A 14,893-nucleotide genomic window follows, 5' to 3' on the forward strand; every position below is an offset into this window, starting at 1 on the left:
GCACCGCTGACCTGACGATCTAAGGGGCAGGCCGATGGAGAGAATCCCCGGCCTGGCCCGCACCCACCCGAACATCGCCGCCCTGCTCTTGGGCGTGTTGTCGGCTTTCGGCTTCCAGCCCTTCCATTTGTGGCCGCTCGGCCTCGCCGCAGTGGGCGCGTTCGGCTGGCTCGCGTGGCGTATGCCCAGCTGGCAGCGCGCGCTGCTCGCCGGCTGGCTGTTCGGCGTGGCGCATTTTACGGTCGCGAACAATTGGATCGCGACTGCCTTCACCTATCAAGCGGAAATGCCTGCCGTGCTCGGCTGGGCGGCAGTGCCCCTGGTCTCGCTTTATCTCGCGCTGTGGCCCGCGCTGGCGACCTGCGCCGCGTGGCTGGTGGCGCGCCGCGGCAGCCTGATCGCTTTCGCGCTGGCCTTTGCCGCGATGTGGATTGCCGCCGAGTGGTTCCGGAGCTGGGTCTTCAGCGGGTATAGCTGGGGTCCACTGTCGATGATGCTGCTGGGTCCATGGGACCGGCCGGGTCTGGCGATGGCGCTGCCCTTCGTCGGCAGCTATGCGCTGTCGGGTCTTACCGCGGGGTTCGCCATCCTGCTCGCCGATTTCGTCCGCACGCGCCGCTGGGCAAGCTTCGGGCTGGCCGCAGTCGCGCTTGCCGCGCTGCTCTACCTGCCTGCCGGGACGGTCCGCGAGGGCACGCTGCCGCTGACGCTGGTCCAGCCCAATCTCGGGCAGGACGAGATTAACGACGCCTCGCGGTTCGAAGAGCAATTCCAGCGCACCGCGCGGCTGAGCAGGCCGCTGAAACCGCAAAGCTCCCGCCTCGTCCTGTGGCCCGAAAGCGGCATCCCCGATTACCTGCGCGATGGCTATCCGCAGCGCTATTACACCCAGATGACCGCAGCCGGCGATCCTGCCTTCGCCCGCGCGCGTATCGGGCAGACGATCGGCGAGGGCAGCCTGCTGCTGACCGGCGTGGTCGATCTGGAAATTGCTACGGTCGACGGGCGCGAGCGCGCGGTGGGCGCCTATAACGCCATCACCTCGATCGACCCTGCGGGACGGCTGGGTGCGCGCTATGCCAAGGCGCATCTGGTGCCCTATGGCGAATATCTGCCGCTGCGCACATGGCTCGAACCGCTTGGCCTGTCGCGGCTGGTTGCAGGCACGCTCGATTTCATTCCGGGCCCGGGACCGCAAAGCTACGATCTGGGCGATCACGGCACCGCGGGCATGCAGATTTGCTACGAGATCGTCTTCTCGGGCGAGACCGTCGACCGCGCGAACCGGCCCGATTACATCTTCAATCCCTCGAATGACGGCTGGTTCGGCAGATGGGGCCCACCGCAGCATCTGGCGCAAGCGCGGATGCGCGCGGCCGAGGAAGGCCTGCCGGTGCTGCGCTCGACCACCACGGGGATCAGCGCGGTCATCGATGCGCGCGGCGTGGTGCGCGACCATATCGGACGCAATGTCGCCGACCGGATCGATACGCTCGTCCCGCCGCCGCATGCGCCCACCTGGTTTGCGCGGCTGGGTCACTGGCTCACGCTGCTCTGGGCGATCGCCCTGCTGGCGCTATCGCTGGTTGCCATGCGTCGTTCGGGAGGCTACCCCGTAAGGAACACATAAAGATTTCTTTATATCGGGAATTCGACCTTCATGCGCGCCAGTTTCCTCTTTACTTCCGAGAGCGTTTCGGAAGGCCATCCGGACAAGGTTTCCGACCAGATCTCCGATGCCATCGTCGATCTGATGCTGGCCAAGGATCCCGAGGCGCGGGTTGCCTGCGAAACCATGACCACGACGCAGCGCGTCATCCTCTCGGGCGAGATTCGCTGCGCGCCGATGTATGATGCGAAGAACCTCGACTGGGCCGAAAACGCCGGCTGGGCGCCGGGCGCAAAGGAAGAAATCGAAAAGGCCGTGCGCCGTACGGTGCGCGAAATCGGCTATGAACAGGACGGCTTCCACTGGAAGACGCTGACCTTCGAGAACCATCTGCATGGCCAGTCCGCCGAAATCGCGCAGGGCGTCGATGCCAATGGCAATAAGGACGAAGGCGCGGGCGACCAGGGCATCATGTTCGGTTTTGCCTGCGACGAGACCCCCGATCTCATGCCGGCGACGATCGACTACAGCCACAAGATTCTCGAACGGCTGGCGGCGGATCGCAAGAGCGGTGCGGCGCCTTTCCTTGAACCCGACGCCAAGAGCCAGGTCACGCTGCGCTATGAAAACGGCACGCCGGTGGCCTGCACCGCGGTGGTCGTCTCCACTCAGCACGCCAAGGGTTATCACGAGGGTGCCAAGGAAGCCGAGCTCAAGGCCTATGTGAAGGGCGTCGTCACCGAGCTGCTGCCCGAAGGTTGGATCGATGGCGATACACAGTGGCATATCAACCCCACGGGGGCGTTCGAGATCGGGGGCCCCGATGGCGACGCAGGCCTGACGGGGCGCAAGATCATCGTCGACACCTATGGCGGCGCCGCGCCGCATGGCGGCGGCGCGTTCAGCGGCAAGGACCCGACCAAGGTCGATCGCTCGGCCGCCTATATTACCCGCTACCTCGCCAAGAACATCGTCGCGGCAGGCCTTGCCCGGCGCTGCACGATCCAGCTTGCCTATGCGATCGGCGTGTCACAGCCGCTGTCGCTCTATGTCGATACCCACGGCACCAGCGCGGCGGGGGTCACCGACGAAGCGCTCGAGGATGCCATCCGCGGGATCGAAAAGCTCGGCGGGCTGACCCCGCGCGGGATCCGCACGCATCTCGGCCTCAACCAGCCGATCTACCGCAAGAGCGCTGCCTACGGCCATTTCGGGCGCCAGGCCGAAGGCGCGTTCTTCCCGTGGGAACGGACCGATCTGGTCGAAGACCTCAAGGCGGCGCTCGCCTGACCCGTTCGGGCGAGCAGGATCGCTGCTCGCTTTGCCATCACGGATTTCGAACGCGGCGCGGAGGGAAATTTACCCGTGTTCGCCCTTGCGCGGGCTGGGGTGGTCGAGCGCGAGTTCGGCGTCGGAGAAGGTGAACGGGCTGCGCACCCCCGCAATGCCGTCGAGTTCTACCCGCATGCCGCGCGCGCGCACTTGCGGATCGGCGAACACGGCGTCGATCGGATTGATCGGCCCGGCGGGAATTCCCGCTTCGCCGCATGCGCCGAGAAATTCCGTGAGTTCCCACTTGCGCGTCTCTTCGGCGATCATTGCGTCGAGTTCGGCGCGGTTGGCGAGGCGGCTTTCATTGGTGGCGAAGCGCTCGTCGCCCAGCAGGTCGTCGCGCCCCAGTAGCGCCAGCAGCCGCCGGAACAGCCCGTCATTGGCGGGCGCCAGCACGACCTTGCCATCGGCCACGGGGAAGACGCCGTAGGCGCTCACCTGCGCATGCTCATTGCCCATGCGCGGCGGGTTCTCGCCGGTGGTGAAGAAATGCGTCGCCTGGCTGGCGAGCAGGCCGACCGAACAATCGAGCAGCGCCATATCGACATGCTGGCCGCGCCCGGTGCGTTCGCGCATCGCCAGCGCGGCCTGGATGCCGATGACGGCATAGAGCCCGCAGGTCAGGTCCGAGATCGAAATGCCCATCTTCATCGGCTGGCCCGCAGGTTCGCCGGTCAGCGCCATGAAGCCGCTCATCGCCTGGACGACGAAATCGTAGCCCGCTTCATGCGCGCGAGGCCCCGTCTGGCCGAAACCGGTGATCGAGCAATAGACGAGGCGCTGGTTGGCCGCGGCAAGGCTGGCGTAATCGAGCCCGAACTTGGCGAGTGTCCCGGTCTTGAAGTTTTCGAGCACCACATCGGCCGAAGCGGCGAGATCGCGCACCCGCGCGAGGTCCTGCTCGTCCTTGAAGTCGGCTACGATCGAGCGCTTCCCGCGATTAGCGGCGTGGTAATAGGCCGCTTCGCGCTCGCCATTCTCACGCTCTATCCAAGGCGGCCCCCATAACCGTGTGCCGTCCCCCTCGGGGCTTTCGACCTTGATCACATCCGCGCCGAGATCGGCGAGGATCTGTCCGGCCCACGGCCCTGCCAGGACGCGCGCGAGGTCGAGGACCTTCAGTCCGGCTAGAGGCGCCTGCGGGTTGCGCGGTTGATCGAGCCACATGGCCCACGGCTTGCGCAGCCCTGACCCCGCGGTCAAGTCACTGCGTGTCCATCGCCGCCATCAGCCCGCTTACCGCGTCGATAAACTCCTCGCGAAAATCCTGCACCACCTGCCGGCTCGAACGCACCTGCTCGACCAGCCCGACGCCTTGGCCGACGAAATAGCTGACCAGTTCGCGCGCGCCTGCATTGCCCGCGGCTGCCTCGCGCTCGATCCGCGCAAAGGCGGGTTCGGAGACCATGCCCATCAGCGGCATCGGCAAGGTGCCCGGCCCTTCGGGAGCATCCCAGGCGGCGTGCCACGGCGTCCCGAGCTGGCGCGCAGGCTTGCCGGTGCGGCTGCGCGAACGCACCGTATCGCGGCTGCGCGCGGCGACCATTTTCTCGCGGAACGCGTCGGAGGCTTCGGCTTCGGGCGTGGCGAGCCAGATCGATCCGGTCCAGGCACCTTGCGCGCCTGCAGCCATCATCCCCGCCATCTGTCCGCCGGTCATGATCCCGCCCGCGGCCAGCACCGGAATATCGTGGCCCGCGCGCGCCAGTTCGCGGACGACTTCGGGGATCAGCACCAGCGTCGATACTTCGCCGCAGTGCCCACCCGCTTCGGTGCCCTGCGCGACAATGATGTCGACCCCGGCCTCTGCCTGACGGATCGCGTGTTCCTTGGCGCCGACCAGCGCCGCCACGGGCACGCCGCGCCGCTTGCCTTCCTCGATCATCGCGGGCGGGGCGATGCCCAGCGCATTGGCGATCAGCCTGATCGGATGGCGAAAGGCGACCTCCATCAAGGCGAGCCCGTTTTCGGGCGTGATACCCATGCGTTCGCGCAGGATCGGCAGGTCCGCTTCGGGGGCGATGCCATATTCGCCCAGCACCGAATTGACGAAGCCCTGGTAGGACGGGTCGATCACTGCCGCCCGGCTCTTGTTGTCCGCCAGCTCGCGGACCCGCGGGTCGACAACTTCGGGGACGAGGACGTCCACCCCGTAGGGCGTACCATCGACATGCGCGTCGATCCAGGCGAGTTCTTCCTCGAGCTGGTCGGGGCTGAACCGCGTCGCACCGAGCACGCCGAAGCCCCCCGCCTTGCTGACTGCGGCAACGACATCGCGGCAGTGACTGAAGGCGAATAGCGGGAACTCGGCCCCCGTCATTTCGCATACGCGGTTCATCGGCATTGGTGTCTCCTCTCGCAGGTCACCCTATCCGCAAGCCGCGTCGGCGCAAGCGCGCGTTACTGGCGCTCCATGATTGCCGGCGCATCGCCCGGCGTGGGCTTCCAGCGGGTGGCGGGCGGGAAGACCTCGCCCACGCTGCCGTGCTGCCAGCCGCCGTAGACCGGGTTCGGCATCAGGAACCAGCCATTGCCCCACAGCTGCGCATATTCACCGCGAGCGACCATCGCGCGGCGCGCGGCAATCGCGCTCTCGTCGGCATTGAAGACATCGGCGAAGTCGCCGAGATTGTCGCCCGCCATGGCGATCACGCAATAGCTTTCCGCGATCATCGCGCGGCGGCCATCCTTGCGGCTGCCCATATCGTCGTCGCCGCGCAGATAGAGCGTTTCGAGGTGGACCGCGGGCCCGGCGCCCGCCGCCTCGAGCGCGGCCACCGTGCCTGCCGCGGTGTCCGAGTTGCGGTTGGTGTTGAAAATCACCGTGATGCCCGCCTCGCGCAGCCGCCTGAGGCCAGTAACCGCACCCGGGACGGGCGGGGCGATGCCCGCGCCCTGGTCCGCCCATTGTTTCCATTCGGCCGGGTCGAAGGCCTTGCCCGTCAGCGCCTGCCAATATTCATAGCCGGTGTTGAGCAGGACGGTCTCGTCGACATCGAACACCGCGGCGAAGGGCTTCGCCGTCCCGTCTTCGGCCACACATGACGGCGTGCCGATCCCGCCCGCTGCATCGGGCAGGCCGAGCGGCACAGAGCGCGGTGCGCTGCGCTGGCGCGAAACCGCGATGGTGTAATCGGCCAGCTGGCGCCATGTCTGGATCGATGCCCCCGCAGCTTCGCCCGAACCATAGAGCCAGCGCATCGTATCGGGGGCGGGCTGTTCCTCGCCGGTGGCGGCGGCGGGAGCAGCGGCGATCGGGGCCGCCTCCACGGTTGCGCAACCGGCAAGCGCAATGGTGCTGGCGGCAAGCAGGAAAAAGCGGGTCATCGGCGGGTCTCCATATCGGCGGGAAGGGGGCAGGCGGGCGTCTCGACAAGCCAGAGCAGCGAATGGATTCGCCAGCGTCCGGTTTGGTCGCGCCTTACCTGGAACGAGTTGACGCCGCGAGTCGCCCCCGTGGTGCCGTCCGCTTCGGTCCATGCCCCATCATAGGATGACCATGCATGGCCAATGTCGCCATAGACCTCGACGCGGTTGACCAGCGCGGTCTCGCCAAAGCCGTTACCGGTGAGAAAGGCGCACTTGCCGGCGATGTATTCCTCGACCGTACAGCTTTCGCTGCCGGTGGGGCGCAGCGCGGTCATCCGCGCTTCGGGCCAGTACAGTGCGCGCATCGCCGCCCAGTCACGTTCCGCACCGGCGGGTCCGGAGATGACCGCATAAGCATCGGTGACCAGCTGCTCGATCGCGGCGGCGGTGTCAGGCATCGCATTCTCCTCGCGTCCTGCCTAATCCGCCGAAGAGGGGCTGTCACCTCGCTGCGTGCGCCGCGATCGGCGATGTGATTGTGCGGCGCAATATGGAAAATGTGCACCGCACGCATTTCCGAGAGACGGTAAATCAAGGGTTTACGATATCTGCAACCTCATATGTTGCGGTTCATGCAACAAAACTTGTTCTTTTCGCACTTGCACAATATCCGGATGCCGCGCATATCTCCTCGTGCCTTTTAGGCATCCTCTCCCAAGACTTCTAAGCCCGGTTGGTTCGCCAGCCGGGCTTTTTTCTGTCTGCGGCAGACCCGCTGCCCGCGCTCGTGCATTGCATCGGCGGCGACCGGTCCCCAAGTGGGGCCTCACCAGACCACAGGTAAGCGGAGCCCCACCCAGATGCCCGACGCGGACGCTTCAACAGCAGCAGAAGAAACCACCGTCAGACTGCAGGTTGCAGCTGCGCGTCAGGACGAAAGCGGGCAAGGCATTGCGCGCATGCCGCGCTCGGCCTTCCAGACGCTTGGCATTACCGAAGGCGATGTGGTCGAGATAACCGGCAAGCGCGCCACCGCGGCGATCGCCATGGCTGCCTATGACGAGGACCAGAGCCTCGACGTGGTGCGGCTCGACGGGCTGCAGCGCGGCAATGCCGAGGTCGGTTCGGGTGAACATGTAAAGATCGCAGTAGGCCAATCGCGCCCGGCGACGCGTGTCGTCTTCGCCCCCGCGCAGCGCGAAATGCGCCTGCAGGGCCCGGCGCAGGCGCTGAAGCGCAATTTCTTCCGCAAGCCGCTGGTCGCGGGCGATCTGGTCGCCACCACCGGGCAGCAGCCGGTGCAGAACATGCCGCCCGAAGTGCGCCGCATGTTCAATGCGCCCGCCTATGCGCTGACCCAGATCCGCCTTAGCGTCGTATCGACCACGCCGAAGGGCATCGTCCATATCGACGAGGATACCGAGGTCGAACTGCGCGCCGAATTCGAAGCCCCGCGCGATGCCCGCGCGGTGGTCAATTACGACGATGTCGGCGGGATGGAGGATACCATCCAGCAATTGCGCGAGATGGTCGAACTGCCGCTGCGCTATCCCGAACTGTTCACCCGGCTGGGTGTCGACCCGCCCAAGGGCGTGTTGCTGCATGGCCCCCCGGGGACCGGCAAGACCCGGCTGGCGCAGGCGGTCGCCAATGAAAGCGACGCCAACTTCTTCACCATCAATGGCCCCGAAATCATGGGCTCGGGCTATGGCGAGAGCGAGAAGGCGCTGCGCGAGGTATTCGAACAGGCGGGCAAGTCCGCCCCTGCGATCGTCTTCATCGACGAGATCGATTCGATCGCCCCCAAGCGCGACCGCGTTCCGGGCGAAGCCGAAAAGCGCCTCGTGGCGCAGCTGCTGACGCTGATGGACGGGCTCGAAGCGCGCTCGAACCTGGTGGTGATCGCAGCGACCAATCGCCCCGACGCGATCGACGAGGCATTGCGCCGCCCCGGCCGTTTCGACCGCGAAATCGTGATTGGCGTGCCCGACGAACAGGGCCGCCGCGAAATCCTCGGCATCCATACCCGCGGCATGCCGCTGGGCGACAAGGTCGATCTCGATGAACTGGCCAAGGCGACCTACGGTTTCGTCGGCGCCGACATCGCGGCGCTGGCACGCGAAGCGGCGATCGACGCGGTGCGGCGGATCATGCCCAAGATCGACCTCGACGAGCGGACCATCCCGCCCGAGGTGCTCGACGAGCTCTACGTCGGGCGCGAGGACTTCCTTTCCGCGCTCAAGCGGATCCAGCCGTCCGCCATGCGCGAAGTCATGGTCCAGATGCCCAAGGTCGGCTGGTCCGACATCGGCGGCGTGGGCGATGCCATCGGCAAGCTCAAGGAAGGTATCGAACTGCCGATGAAGAATCCCGAGGCGTTCCATCGTCTCGGCATCCGCCCGGCCAAGGGCTTCCTGCTCTATGGCCCCCCGGGCACCGGCAAGACGCTGCTGGCCAAGGCGGTGGCGCGCGAGGCCAAAGCCAATTTCATCTCGATGAAAAGCTCGGACCTGCTGTCCAAATGGTATGGCGAAAGCGAGCAGCAGATCGCCCGCATGTTCAAGCGCGCGCGCGCGGTGGCACCCTGCGTCCTGTTCATCGACGAAATCGACAGCCTCGTTCCCGCACGCGGGTCGGGGCAGGGCGAACCGCAGGTCACCGGACGCGTGGTCAATACGATCCTCGCCGAAATGGACGGGCTGGAGGAATTGCAGTCGGTCGTGGTGATCGGCGCCACCAACCGCCCGACTTTGGTCGATCCCGCACTGCTACGTCCGGGGCGCTTCGACGAACTGGTCTATGTCGGTACGCCCGACCGGCCGGGCCGCGAACAGATCCTCGGCATCCATACGCAGGACATGCCGCTGGCCGACGATGTCGACCTTGGCGATGTGGCGGGCAAGACCGCGCGCTTCACCGGCGCCGATCTCGAGGATGTCGTCCGCCGCGCGGGCCTCAACGCGCTGCACCGCGCAGGCGGCGATGTGCAGGAAGTGGCGGGCATCGACTTTACCGAAGCGCTCAAGGACAGCCGCGCGACAGTCACTTCGAAGATGGAAGCCGAGTACAAGAAGATGCGCGGCGAGTTGAAGAAGCGTGCCGCCGAAGTGCGCCCGATCGGCTTTCTTTACGACGGCATGGTCGAAAGCACCCGCGACGCGAAGCACGGGCCCGAAACCGAAGGCTAGCCGCCGTCTGCGGCGCGCGCGTTGGCGGCCTCCACCTCGAGCCGGTGGCGAATCAATGCCTCGGGCTGGTTGGTCTTTAGCCAGCCCAGCATGTGTTCGCGCACCGCGCAGCGCAGCGTCCACAGATCGCCGATCGTCTCCGCGCTCATCGACAGGCGCAGTTCGACGCTTTCGGGGTACGCTTCGGTCATGAGCAATTGGAGGTTGCGTCCGTCCCACAGCGGGTGAGCCTGGACGTAACGCTCGAATTCAGCGCGGATCGGCTCGATATCGGCGATCGGGTCGAGATTGAGCATGACCGGGCCGGTCAGCTTCTCGTCGACCCGCGACCAGTTCTCGAAACTCTCGTCGAGGAAGCGCATGGTCGGCACCACCAGCACGCGCTCGTCCCAGGTGCGCACGGTGACGAAGCTCATGCGGATTTCCTCCACCCGCCCCGCCTGATCATCGACCTTGACCAGATCGCCGATCCGCAGCGGCTGGGTGATCGCCATTTGCAGGCCCGCAATCAGCGATTTGAGCGCGGGCTGGGCGGCGGCACCCACCGCGAGCGCGGCGAGGCCCGCCGAAGCGAGCATGGTCGTCCCGACATCGCGCACGCCGGGGATGTTGAGCATGATCAGCGAGACGGTGATGATGATGATCCCCACCTTCACCGTGCGCGACAGGATCGCGATCCGGGTCAATCGTCCGCGCTGCGCCACCGGGTCGTCGGCTTCCCCGATCTGCGCTTCATACCCACGCGCCAGGCCGCGCACGACCGCATAGGCGACCCAGCCGATCACTGCCGGGGTGAGGAATTTGGCGAACAGGTCCCAGCCGCGTCCGACCAGCGCATCGTTTTCCGCGGCGGCGGTAATCGCGAAGGCAATCGCGGCCCAGCGCAGCGGCCTGCGCACCGCTTCGACCACCACGTCGTCGAGCGTGCTTTCCGAAGCGCGCGCCAAGCGGCGCAGGATGGCGAAGATGATCCAGTGCGCGATCAGCGCGACCAAGACCGCGCCGCCCAGCACGATAAGCGTGTGAATCAGGCCGTCGTAGGAAATTGGCCAATTGCGCGGATCGTAGCGTTCGAGCATCTGCGGCGGGAGTATGGGCGCAGGCGGGTTAACGCAAGCTAGTCGTCGGTGGGAAGCTTGATCGTGACCTGCAGGCCGTCGTCGGCAAAGCTGCGGTCGAACGTGCCGCCGAACTGGCGCGCCGCGCTGGTCATCAGCAGGCTGCCGAAGCCCTTGCGTTCGGGCATCTCGGCCAGCTCGGCCCCGCTTTCGCGCCAGCTCAGGATGACGGTGCCATCCTGCTCGGTCCAGCTGACATGCACCGTGCCCTCGTTCTTCCACGCGCCATATTTGACTGCATTGGTGGTGAGTTCGTGCAGCACGAGGCCGAGCGGGGTGACCTGCTTTGCGGGCAGCAGGATTTCGGGTCCCTCGATCTGTGCCGGATGCTTGCTCGACCGATAGGGCGCGAGCGAGGTCTCGACCAGCGCGCGGAGCGAGGCGACGGGGCGCTCGAGTTCGCCCTGGCTCACCTCATGCGCGGTCAGCAGGGCGCGGATGCGCTGCGCAATGCTGTCGGTCACTTCCTTGGCTTCGGGCTTGTCGCGTGCGCTCATCTGCACGATCGCGAGGATCACCGCGAAGAGGTTCTTGACCCGGTGGTTGAGTTCGCGCGCCAGCAGGTCGGCGCGGTCGCGCGCTTCGCTGACGATGGCCGCCTGCGCCGCCTCGGCCTCGGCGCGTGCCGCACGCCCCACCAGCCGCGTCCCGGCGAACATGGCGAGCACCAGCAAGACCAGCAGCGCGCCGAGCAACGGCAACACACGCGCTTCGGACCGTGCGGCCTCGGCGCTGTGATCGGCGAGAATCTCGTTCTCGATGTCCTCCATCTCGGCAATCGCGCGGACGAGCCGTTCCATCGATTCAATGCCTTCGTCGGTCAGCACTGCACGGCGCGCATCGAGCAGCCGGCCGTCTTCGAGCAGTTCGACACTCTCGGCCATCTCGTCGAACTTGGCGCGGGCGAGTGCGTCGATCTGGTCGATCAGCTCGATTTGGCGCGCAGTCGCTTCCTCGCCGATCAGCGTGCGAATGCGGTCGAGCGCCGGATCGATCTGTTCCCGGCCAGCCAGGTAGGGGGCGAGATAGCGGCGATCGAGCGTGATCAGGTAACCGCGCTGCCCGGTCTCGCCGCTGAGCACCGAGCGGTTCACCTGCCGCAGTTCCTCGAGTACCTCGACCGTGCGGCGGACCTGTTCGCGCTGGGCGCGTTCGGACTCCACCGTCTGGTAGACCAGGAACAGGGTCGCGAACATTGCCGCGGCGATGACGCCGAGCAGCGCGACATTCATCCAGCGTGGATCGCGCGTGCGCGCGACGAATTCCTCGATCTCGGTCAGTGTGCGGCTCCCCAGCTGGTGCCGGTGCCGATATCGACACCCAGCGGCACATCGAGCGTCACCGCAGGTTCGGCGGCGCCCGCCATGACCCGCTCGATAACCGCAGAGGCGGCGGCGACATCGGCTTCGGGCAATTCGAACACCAGCTCGTCATGCACCTGCAGCAGCATGCGGACATGGCCCAGCCCGGCTTCCTGCAGGGCGGGCATCATGCGGACCATCGCGCGCTTGATGATATCGGCGCTGGTCCCCTGGATCGGCGCATTGATCGCTGCGCGCTCGCTGCCCTGCCGCTCGGCCTGGTTCTTCGAACCGATCCGCGGGAACCAGGTCTTGCGCCCGAAGAGCGTTTCCGAATAGCCGCGTTCGCGGACTTCCTCGAGCGTACGGACGATATATTTCTGGATGCCGGGGAAGCGCTGGAAATAGGTGTCGATCATCGCCTGCGCCTCATCCGCCTCGACCCCCAGGCGTCCGCCCAGGCCCCAGCGCGAGATGCCGTAGAGGATCGCGAAATTGATCGTCTTGGCGCGTCCGCGCGTATCGCGATTGACCTCGCCGAACATCTCGATCGCGGTGCGGGCGTGGATGTCCTCGCCCTGCGCGAAGGCTTCCTTCAAACTCGGCACATCGGCCATATGCGCTGCCAGCCGCAGCTCGATCTGCGAATAGTCGGCGGCAAGCAGGACATGGCCCGGCTCGGCGACGAAGGCCTCGCGGATCTGGCGACCGATCTCGGTGCGGATCGGGATGTTCTGCAGGTTGGGATCGGTCGAGCTCAGCCGCCCGGTCTGCGCACCGACCAGGCTGTAGCTGGTATGCACCCGGCCCGTCTGCGGGTTGATCGCTTCCTGCAGCGCATCGGTATAGGTGCTCTTGAGCTTGGCGAGCTGGCGCCATTCGAGTATCTTGGCCGCAATCGGCGCGCCTTCGCCCGAAAGGCGTTCGAGCACGCTCTGGTCGGTCGAATACTGCCCGCTCTTGCCCTTCTTGCCACCCTTGTAGCCGAGCGTGACGAACAGCACTTCGCCCAATTGCTTGGGGCTGCCGACGGTGAATTCGGTCCCCGCAATCGCGTGGATTTCCTTCTCCAGCCGAGCGGTTTCGCCGGCGAATTCCTCGGACAATCTGGCCAGCCGCGCGCGGTCGACCTTGATCCCGTGCCGCTCCATCTGCGCCACCACCGGGACCAGCGGGCGGTCGACGCGCTCGTAGATCTTCGTCCCGCCTTCGGTCGCGAGCCGCGGTTTCAGCTGCTGGTAGAGCCGCCAGGTGACATCGGCATCCTCGGCGGCATATGCGGTCGCCTTGTCGAGCGGCACTTCGCCAAAGGGGATCGCCTTGCGCCCGGTGCCGCACAATTCCTTGAAGGTCAGGCAGGTATGGCCGAGATGGCGTTCGGCCAGTTCGTCCATCCCGTGACCGCCGCCGATCCCGTCGAGCTGGCGCCCGGCATCGAGATCGAAGCTGATGATCATCGTATCGTCGACCGGCGATACCGCCACGCCGTTGCGCGCGAGCACGTTGAGATCGTATTTGCCGTTGTGGAACACCTTGAGCACGGCATCATCCGCCAGCAGCGGCGCGAGCGCCTCGAGCGCGGCAGCCTTGTCGATCTGCATCGGCTTCTCGGCAAACATGTCGCTGCCGCCATGACCAAGCGGGATATAGCAGGCATCATTGGCGCCCAGCGCCAGGCTGATGCCGACCAAATCGCACTGCATGCAATCGAGCGAGCTGGTTTCGGTATCGACCGCGACCAGCCGCGCGGCTTGCGCGCGCTCGACCCAGGCCTCGAGCCGGTCGAGCGTCTGGACGCATTCATAGGTGCTGCGATCGACCGCGGGAAAATCGGGCAGCGGCTGGCGATTGCCCGCCGCATTGGCGGGCGCACCGGCCGTGTCGCGCTTCGCCGGGTCGAGATCGGTGGTGCGCGACGGGCTGCCATTGCCTGCCTCGAGCCGTTTGAGCAGGCTGGAGAAGCCATGCTTGCCGAGGAAGGCGGCGAGCGGTTCGCTGGGGACCTGGTCGAGCTTCATGTCGTCGAGCGACACGGGCAGGCCGCAATCCTCGCGCAGCGTCACCAGCACTCGGCTGAGCTCGGCATCGGCGCGATATTCGAGCAGGCGTTCCTTGAGCTTGCTTTTCTTCATGCCCTCTGCCGCATCGAGCGCGGCGGTCAGTCCGCCATGTTCGGCGATCAGGCGGCTGGCAGTCTTGGGGCCGACACCGAAGATACCGGGGATGTTGTCGACCGAATCGCCCATCAGCGCGAGAACATCGCCGACCTTTTCGGGCGGGACGCCGAATTTCTCCTCGACCTCCTCGATATAGATGCGCGCATTCTTCATCGTGTCGAGCATGTCGATCCGCGCGCCGTCCTGCTCGCCGACAAGCTGCATAAGATCCTTGTCGGACGAGACGATCGTGACGTTCCACCCCTGCCGCTGCGCTTCGCGTGCGTAGGAGGCGATCATGTCGTCCGCCTCGACATCGGGTTCCTCGATGCACGGCAGGCTGAAGGCGCGGGTGGCGTCGCGGATCAGCGGAAACTGGGGCACCAGATCCTCCGGCGGCGGGGGCCGGTTGGCCTTGTACTTGTCGTAGATCTCGTTGCGGAAGCTGCGGCTCGACTTGTCGAGAATCACTGCCAGATGCGTCGGCCCATCGGCCTTGTGCAGATCGTCGGCCAGCTTCCACAGCATGGTGGTATAGCCATAGACCGCGCCCACCGGTGTCCCTTCGGGGTCGGTCAGCGGGGGGAGGCGATGATAGGCACGGAAGATATAGGCCGAGCCATCGACGAGGTAGAGATGCGGTGTTTCAGCCATGGCCAAGCGGCTTAGCAACGGCGTGGCCCAATGGGGAGCGCGATTTTCGCCCATCCCCACAAGTCGCGGAATCCTGTCGATTTTGGCCAAAATGAGACCGGAATGTGGCAAGATTGCGGTGAATCTGCTTGCCGTGCCCCATTTCTGCCATTATTCAGACGCTGTGAGGCCCCAATAGGGTTTCGCGCGGGAGGGGCCACCGGCCTTGCACCGCACCCAACACTCG

At 66.0% G+C, this 14,893-nt stretch carries 10 protein-coding genes; 3 read left to right on the forward strand and 7 right to left on the reverse strand.

Going from position 1 to position 14,893, the window contains the following annotated elements:
• Positions 1-34 precede the first annotated feature (34 nt).
• Both lnt and metK read left to right on the forward strand, forming a co-directional pair.
• Positions 35-1,630: an apolipoprotein N-acyltransferase gene (gene lnt / locus V6B15_RS00175; protein WP_334199596.1), complete on the forward strand. Its 1,596-nt coding sequence runs from the start codon at positions 35-37 to the stop codon at positions 1,628-1,630.
• Positions 1,631-1,660: 30 nt separating this feature from the next.
• A complete protein-coding gene (metK, locus tag V6B15_RS00180) occupies positions 1,661-2,899 on the forward strand; it encodes a methionine adenosyltransferase (protein WP_334199597.1) in 1,239 nt (412 codons plus the stop codon).
• Positions 2,900-2,968: 69 nt separating this feature from the next.
• Here metK and V6B15_RS00185 read toward each other — a convergent pair whose 3' ends face one another.
• From V6B15_RS00185 to V6B15_RS00200, 4 genes are all read right to left on the reverse strand, one after another.
• The gene (locus tag V6B15_RS00185) at positions 2,969-4,108 is read right to left on the reverse strand and encodes a CaiB/BaiF CoA transferase family protein (protein ID WP_334199598.1); all 1,140 of its coding nucleotides are present in this window, start codon (positions 4,106-4,108) and stop codon (positions 2,969-2,971) included.
• Between the two features lie 37 nt (positions 4,109-4,145).
• A complete protein-coding gene (locus V6B15_RS00190; RefSeq protein WP_334199599.1) occupies positions 4,146-5,279 on the reverse strand; it encodes a nitronate monooxygenase in 1,134 nt (377 codons plus the stop codon).
• 62 nt (positions 5,280-5,341) lie between these two features.
• On the reverse strand, positions 5,342-6,268 hold the full coding sequence (locus tag V6B15_RS00195) for a 5'-nucleotidase, lipoprotein e(P4) family (protein WP_334199600.1): 927 nt from the start codon (positions 6,266-6,268) through the stop codon (positions 5,342-5,344).
• On the reverse strand, positions 6,265-6,708 hold the full coding sequence (locus V6B15_RS00200) for a hypothetical protein (protein ID WP_334199601.1): 444 nt from the start codon (positions 6,706-6,708) through the stop codon (positions 6,265-6,267). Before V6B15_RS00200 ends, V6B15_RS00195 begins: the two co-directional genes overlap by 4 nt.
• Before the next feature lie 402 nt (positions 6,709-7,110).
• On the opposite strand from V6B15_RS00200, the gene V6B15_RS00205 reads away from it, so the two are divergent.
• Positions 7,111-9,438 carry a CDC48 family AAA ATPase gene (locus V6B15_RS00205; protein ID WP_334199602.1) on the forward strand — a complete coding sequence of 776 codons (2,328 nt, stop codon included), beginning with the start codon at positions 7,111-7,113 and terminating at the stop codon, positions 9,436-9,438.
• On the opposite strand, the gene V6B15_RS00210 is transcribed toward V6B15_RS00205, so the two are convergent.
• The 3 genes from V6B15_RS00210 to polA are packed head-to-tail and all read right to left on the reverse strand — an operon-like array spanning position 9,435 to position 14,667.
• Positions 9,435-10,517 (reverse strand): mechanosensitive ion channel family protein, encoded by a 1,083-nt coding sequence (locus V6B15_RS00210; protein WP_334199603.1) that lies wholly within the window; start codon positions 10,515-10,517, stop codon positions 9,435-9,437. The two genes, V6B15_RS00205 and V6B15_RS00210, sit on opposite strands and share 4 nt — an antisense overlap.
• Before the next feature lie 38 nt (positions 10,518-10,555).
• Positions 10,556-11,788 (reverse strand): sensor histidine kinase, encoded by a 1,233-nt coding sequence (locus V6B15_RS00215; protein WP_334199604.1) that lies wholly within the window; start codon positions 11,786-11,788, stop codon positions 10,556-10,558.
• A gap of 44 nt (positions 11,789-11,832) precedes the next feature.
• Positions 11,833-14,667: a DNA polymerase I gene (gene polA, locus V6B15_RS00220; RefSeq protein ID WP_334199605.1), complete on the reverse strand. Its 2,835-nt coding sequence runs from the start codon at positions 14,665-14,667 to the stop codon at positions 11,833-11,835.
• Between the last annotated feature and the right edge of the window lie 226 nt (positions 14,668-14,893).

The organism is Qipengyuania sp. Mu-71, from assembly GCF_036867055.1.
Lineage (GTDB): Bacteria > Pseudomonadota > Alphaproteobacteria > Sphingomonadales > Sphingomonadaceae > Qipengyuania > Qipengyuania profunda.

Excerpts from the sequence above, each read along its gene's own strand:
- V6B15_RS00200 (WP_334199601.1), bottom strand. The coding sequence starts at position 6,708 with ATGCCTGACACCGCCGCCGCGATCGAGCAGCTGGTCACCGATGCTTAT.
- metK (WP_334199597.1), top strand. The coding sequence starts at position 1,661 with ATGCGCGCCAGTTTCCTCTTTACTTCCGAGAGCGTTTCGGAAGGCCAT.
- polA (WP_334199605.1), bottom strand. The coding sequence starts at position 14,667 with ATGGCTGAAACACCGCATCTCTACCTCGTCGATGGCTCGGCCTATATC.
- V6B15_RS00215 (WP_334199604.1), bottom strand. The coding sequence starts at position 11,788 with ATGAATGTCGCGCTGCTCGGCGTCATCGCCGCGGCAATGTTCGCGACC.
- V6B15_RS00185 (WP_334199598.1), bottom strand. The coding sequence starts at position 4,108 with ATGTGGCTCGATCAACCGCGCAACCCGCAGGCGCCTCTAGCCGGACTG.
- V6B15_RS00195 (WP_334199600.1), bottom strand. The coding sequence starts at position 6,268 with ATGACCCGCTTTTTCCTGCTTGCCGCCAGCACCATTGCGCTTGCCGGT.
- V6B15_RS00190 (WP_334199599.1), bottom strand. The coding sequence starts at position 5,279 with ATGAACCGCGTATGCGAAATGACGGGGGCCGAGTTCCCGCTATTCGCC.
- V6B15_RS00210 (WP_334199603.1), bottom strand. The coding sequence starts at position 10,517 with ATGCTCGAACGCTACGATCCGCGCAATTGGCCAATTTCCTACGACGGC.
- lnt (WP_334199596.1), top strand. The coding sequence starts at position 35 with ATGGAGAGAATCCCCGGCCTGGCCCGCACCCACCCGAACATCGCCGCC.
- V6B15_RS00205 (WP_334199602.1), top strand. The coding sequence starts at position 7,111 with ATGCCCGACGCGGACGCTTCAACAGCAGCAGAAGAAACCACCGTCAGA.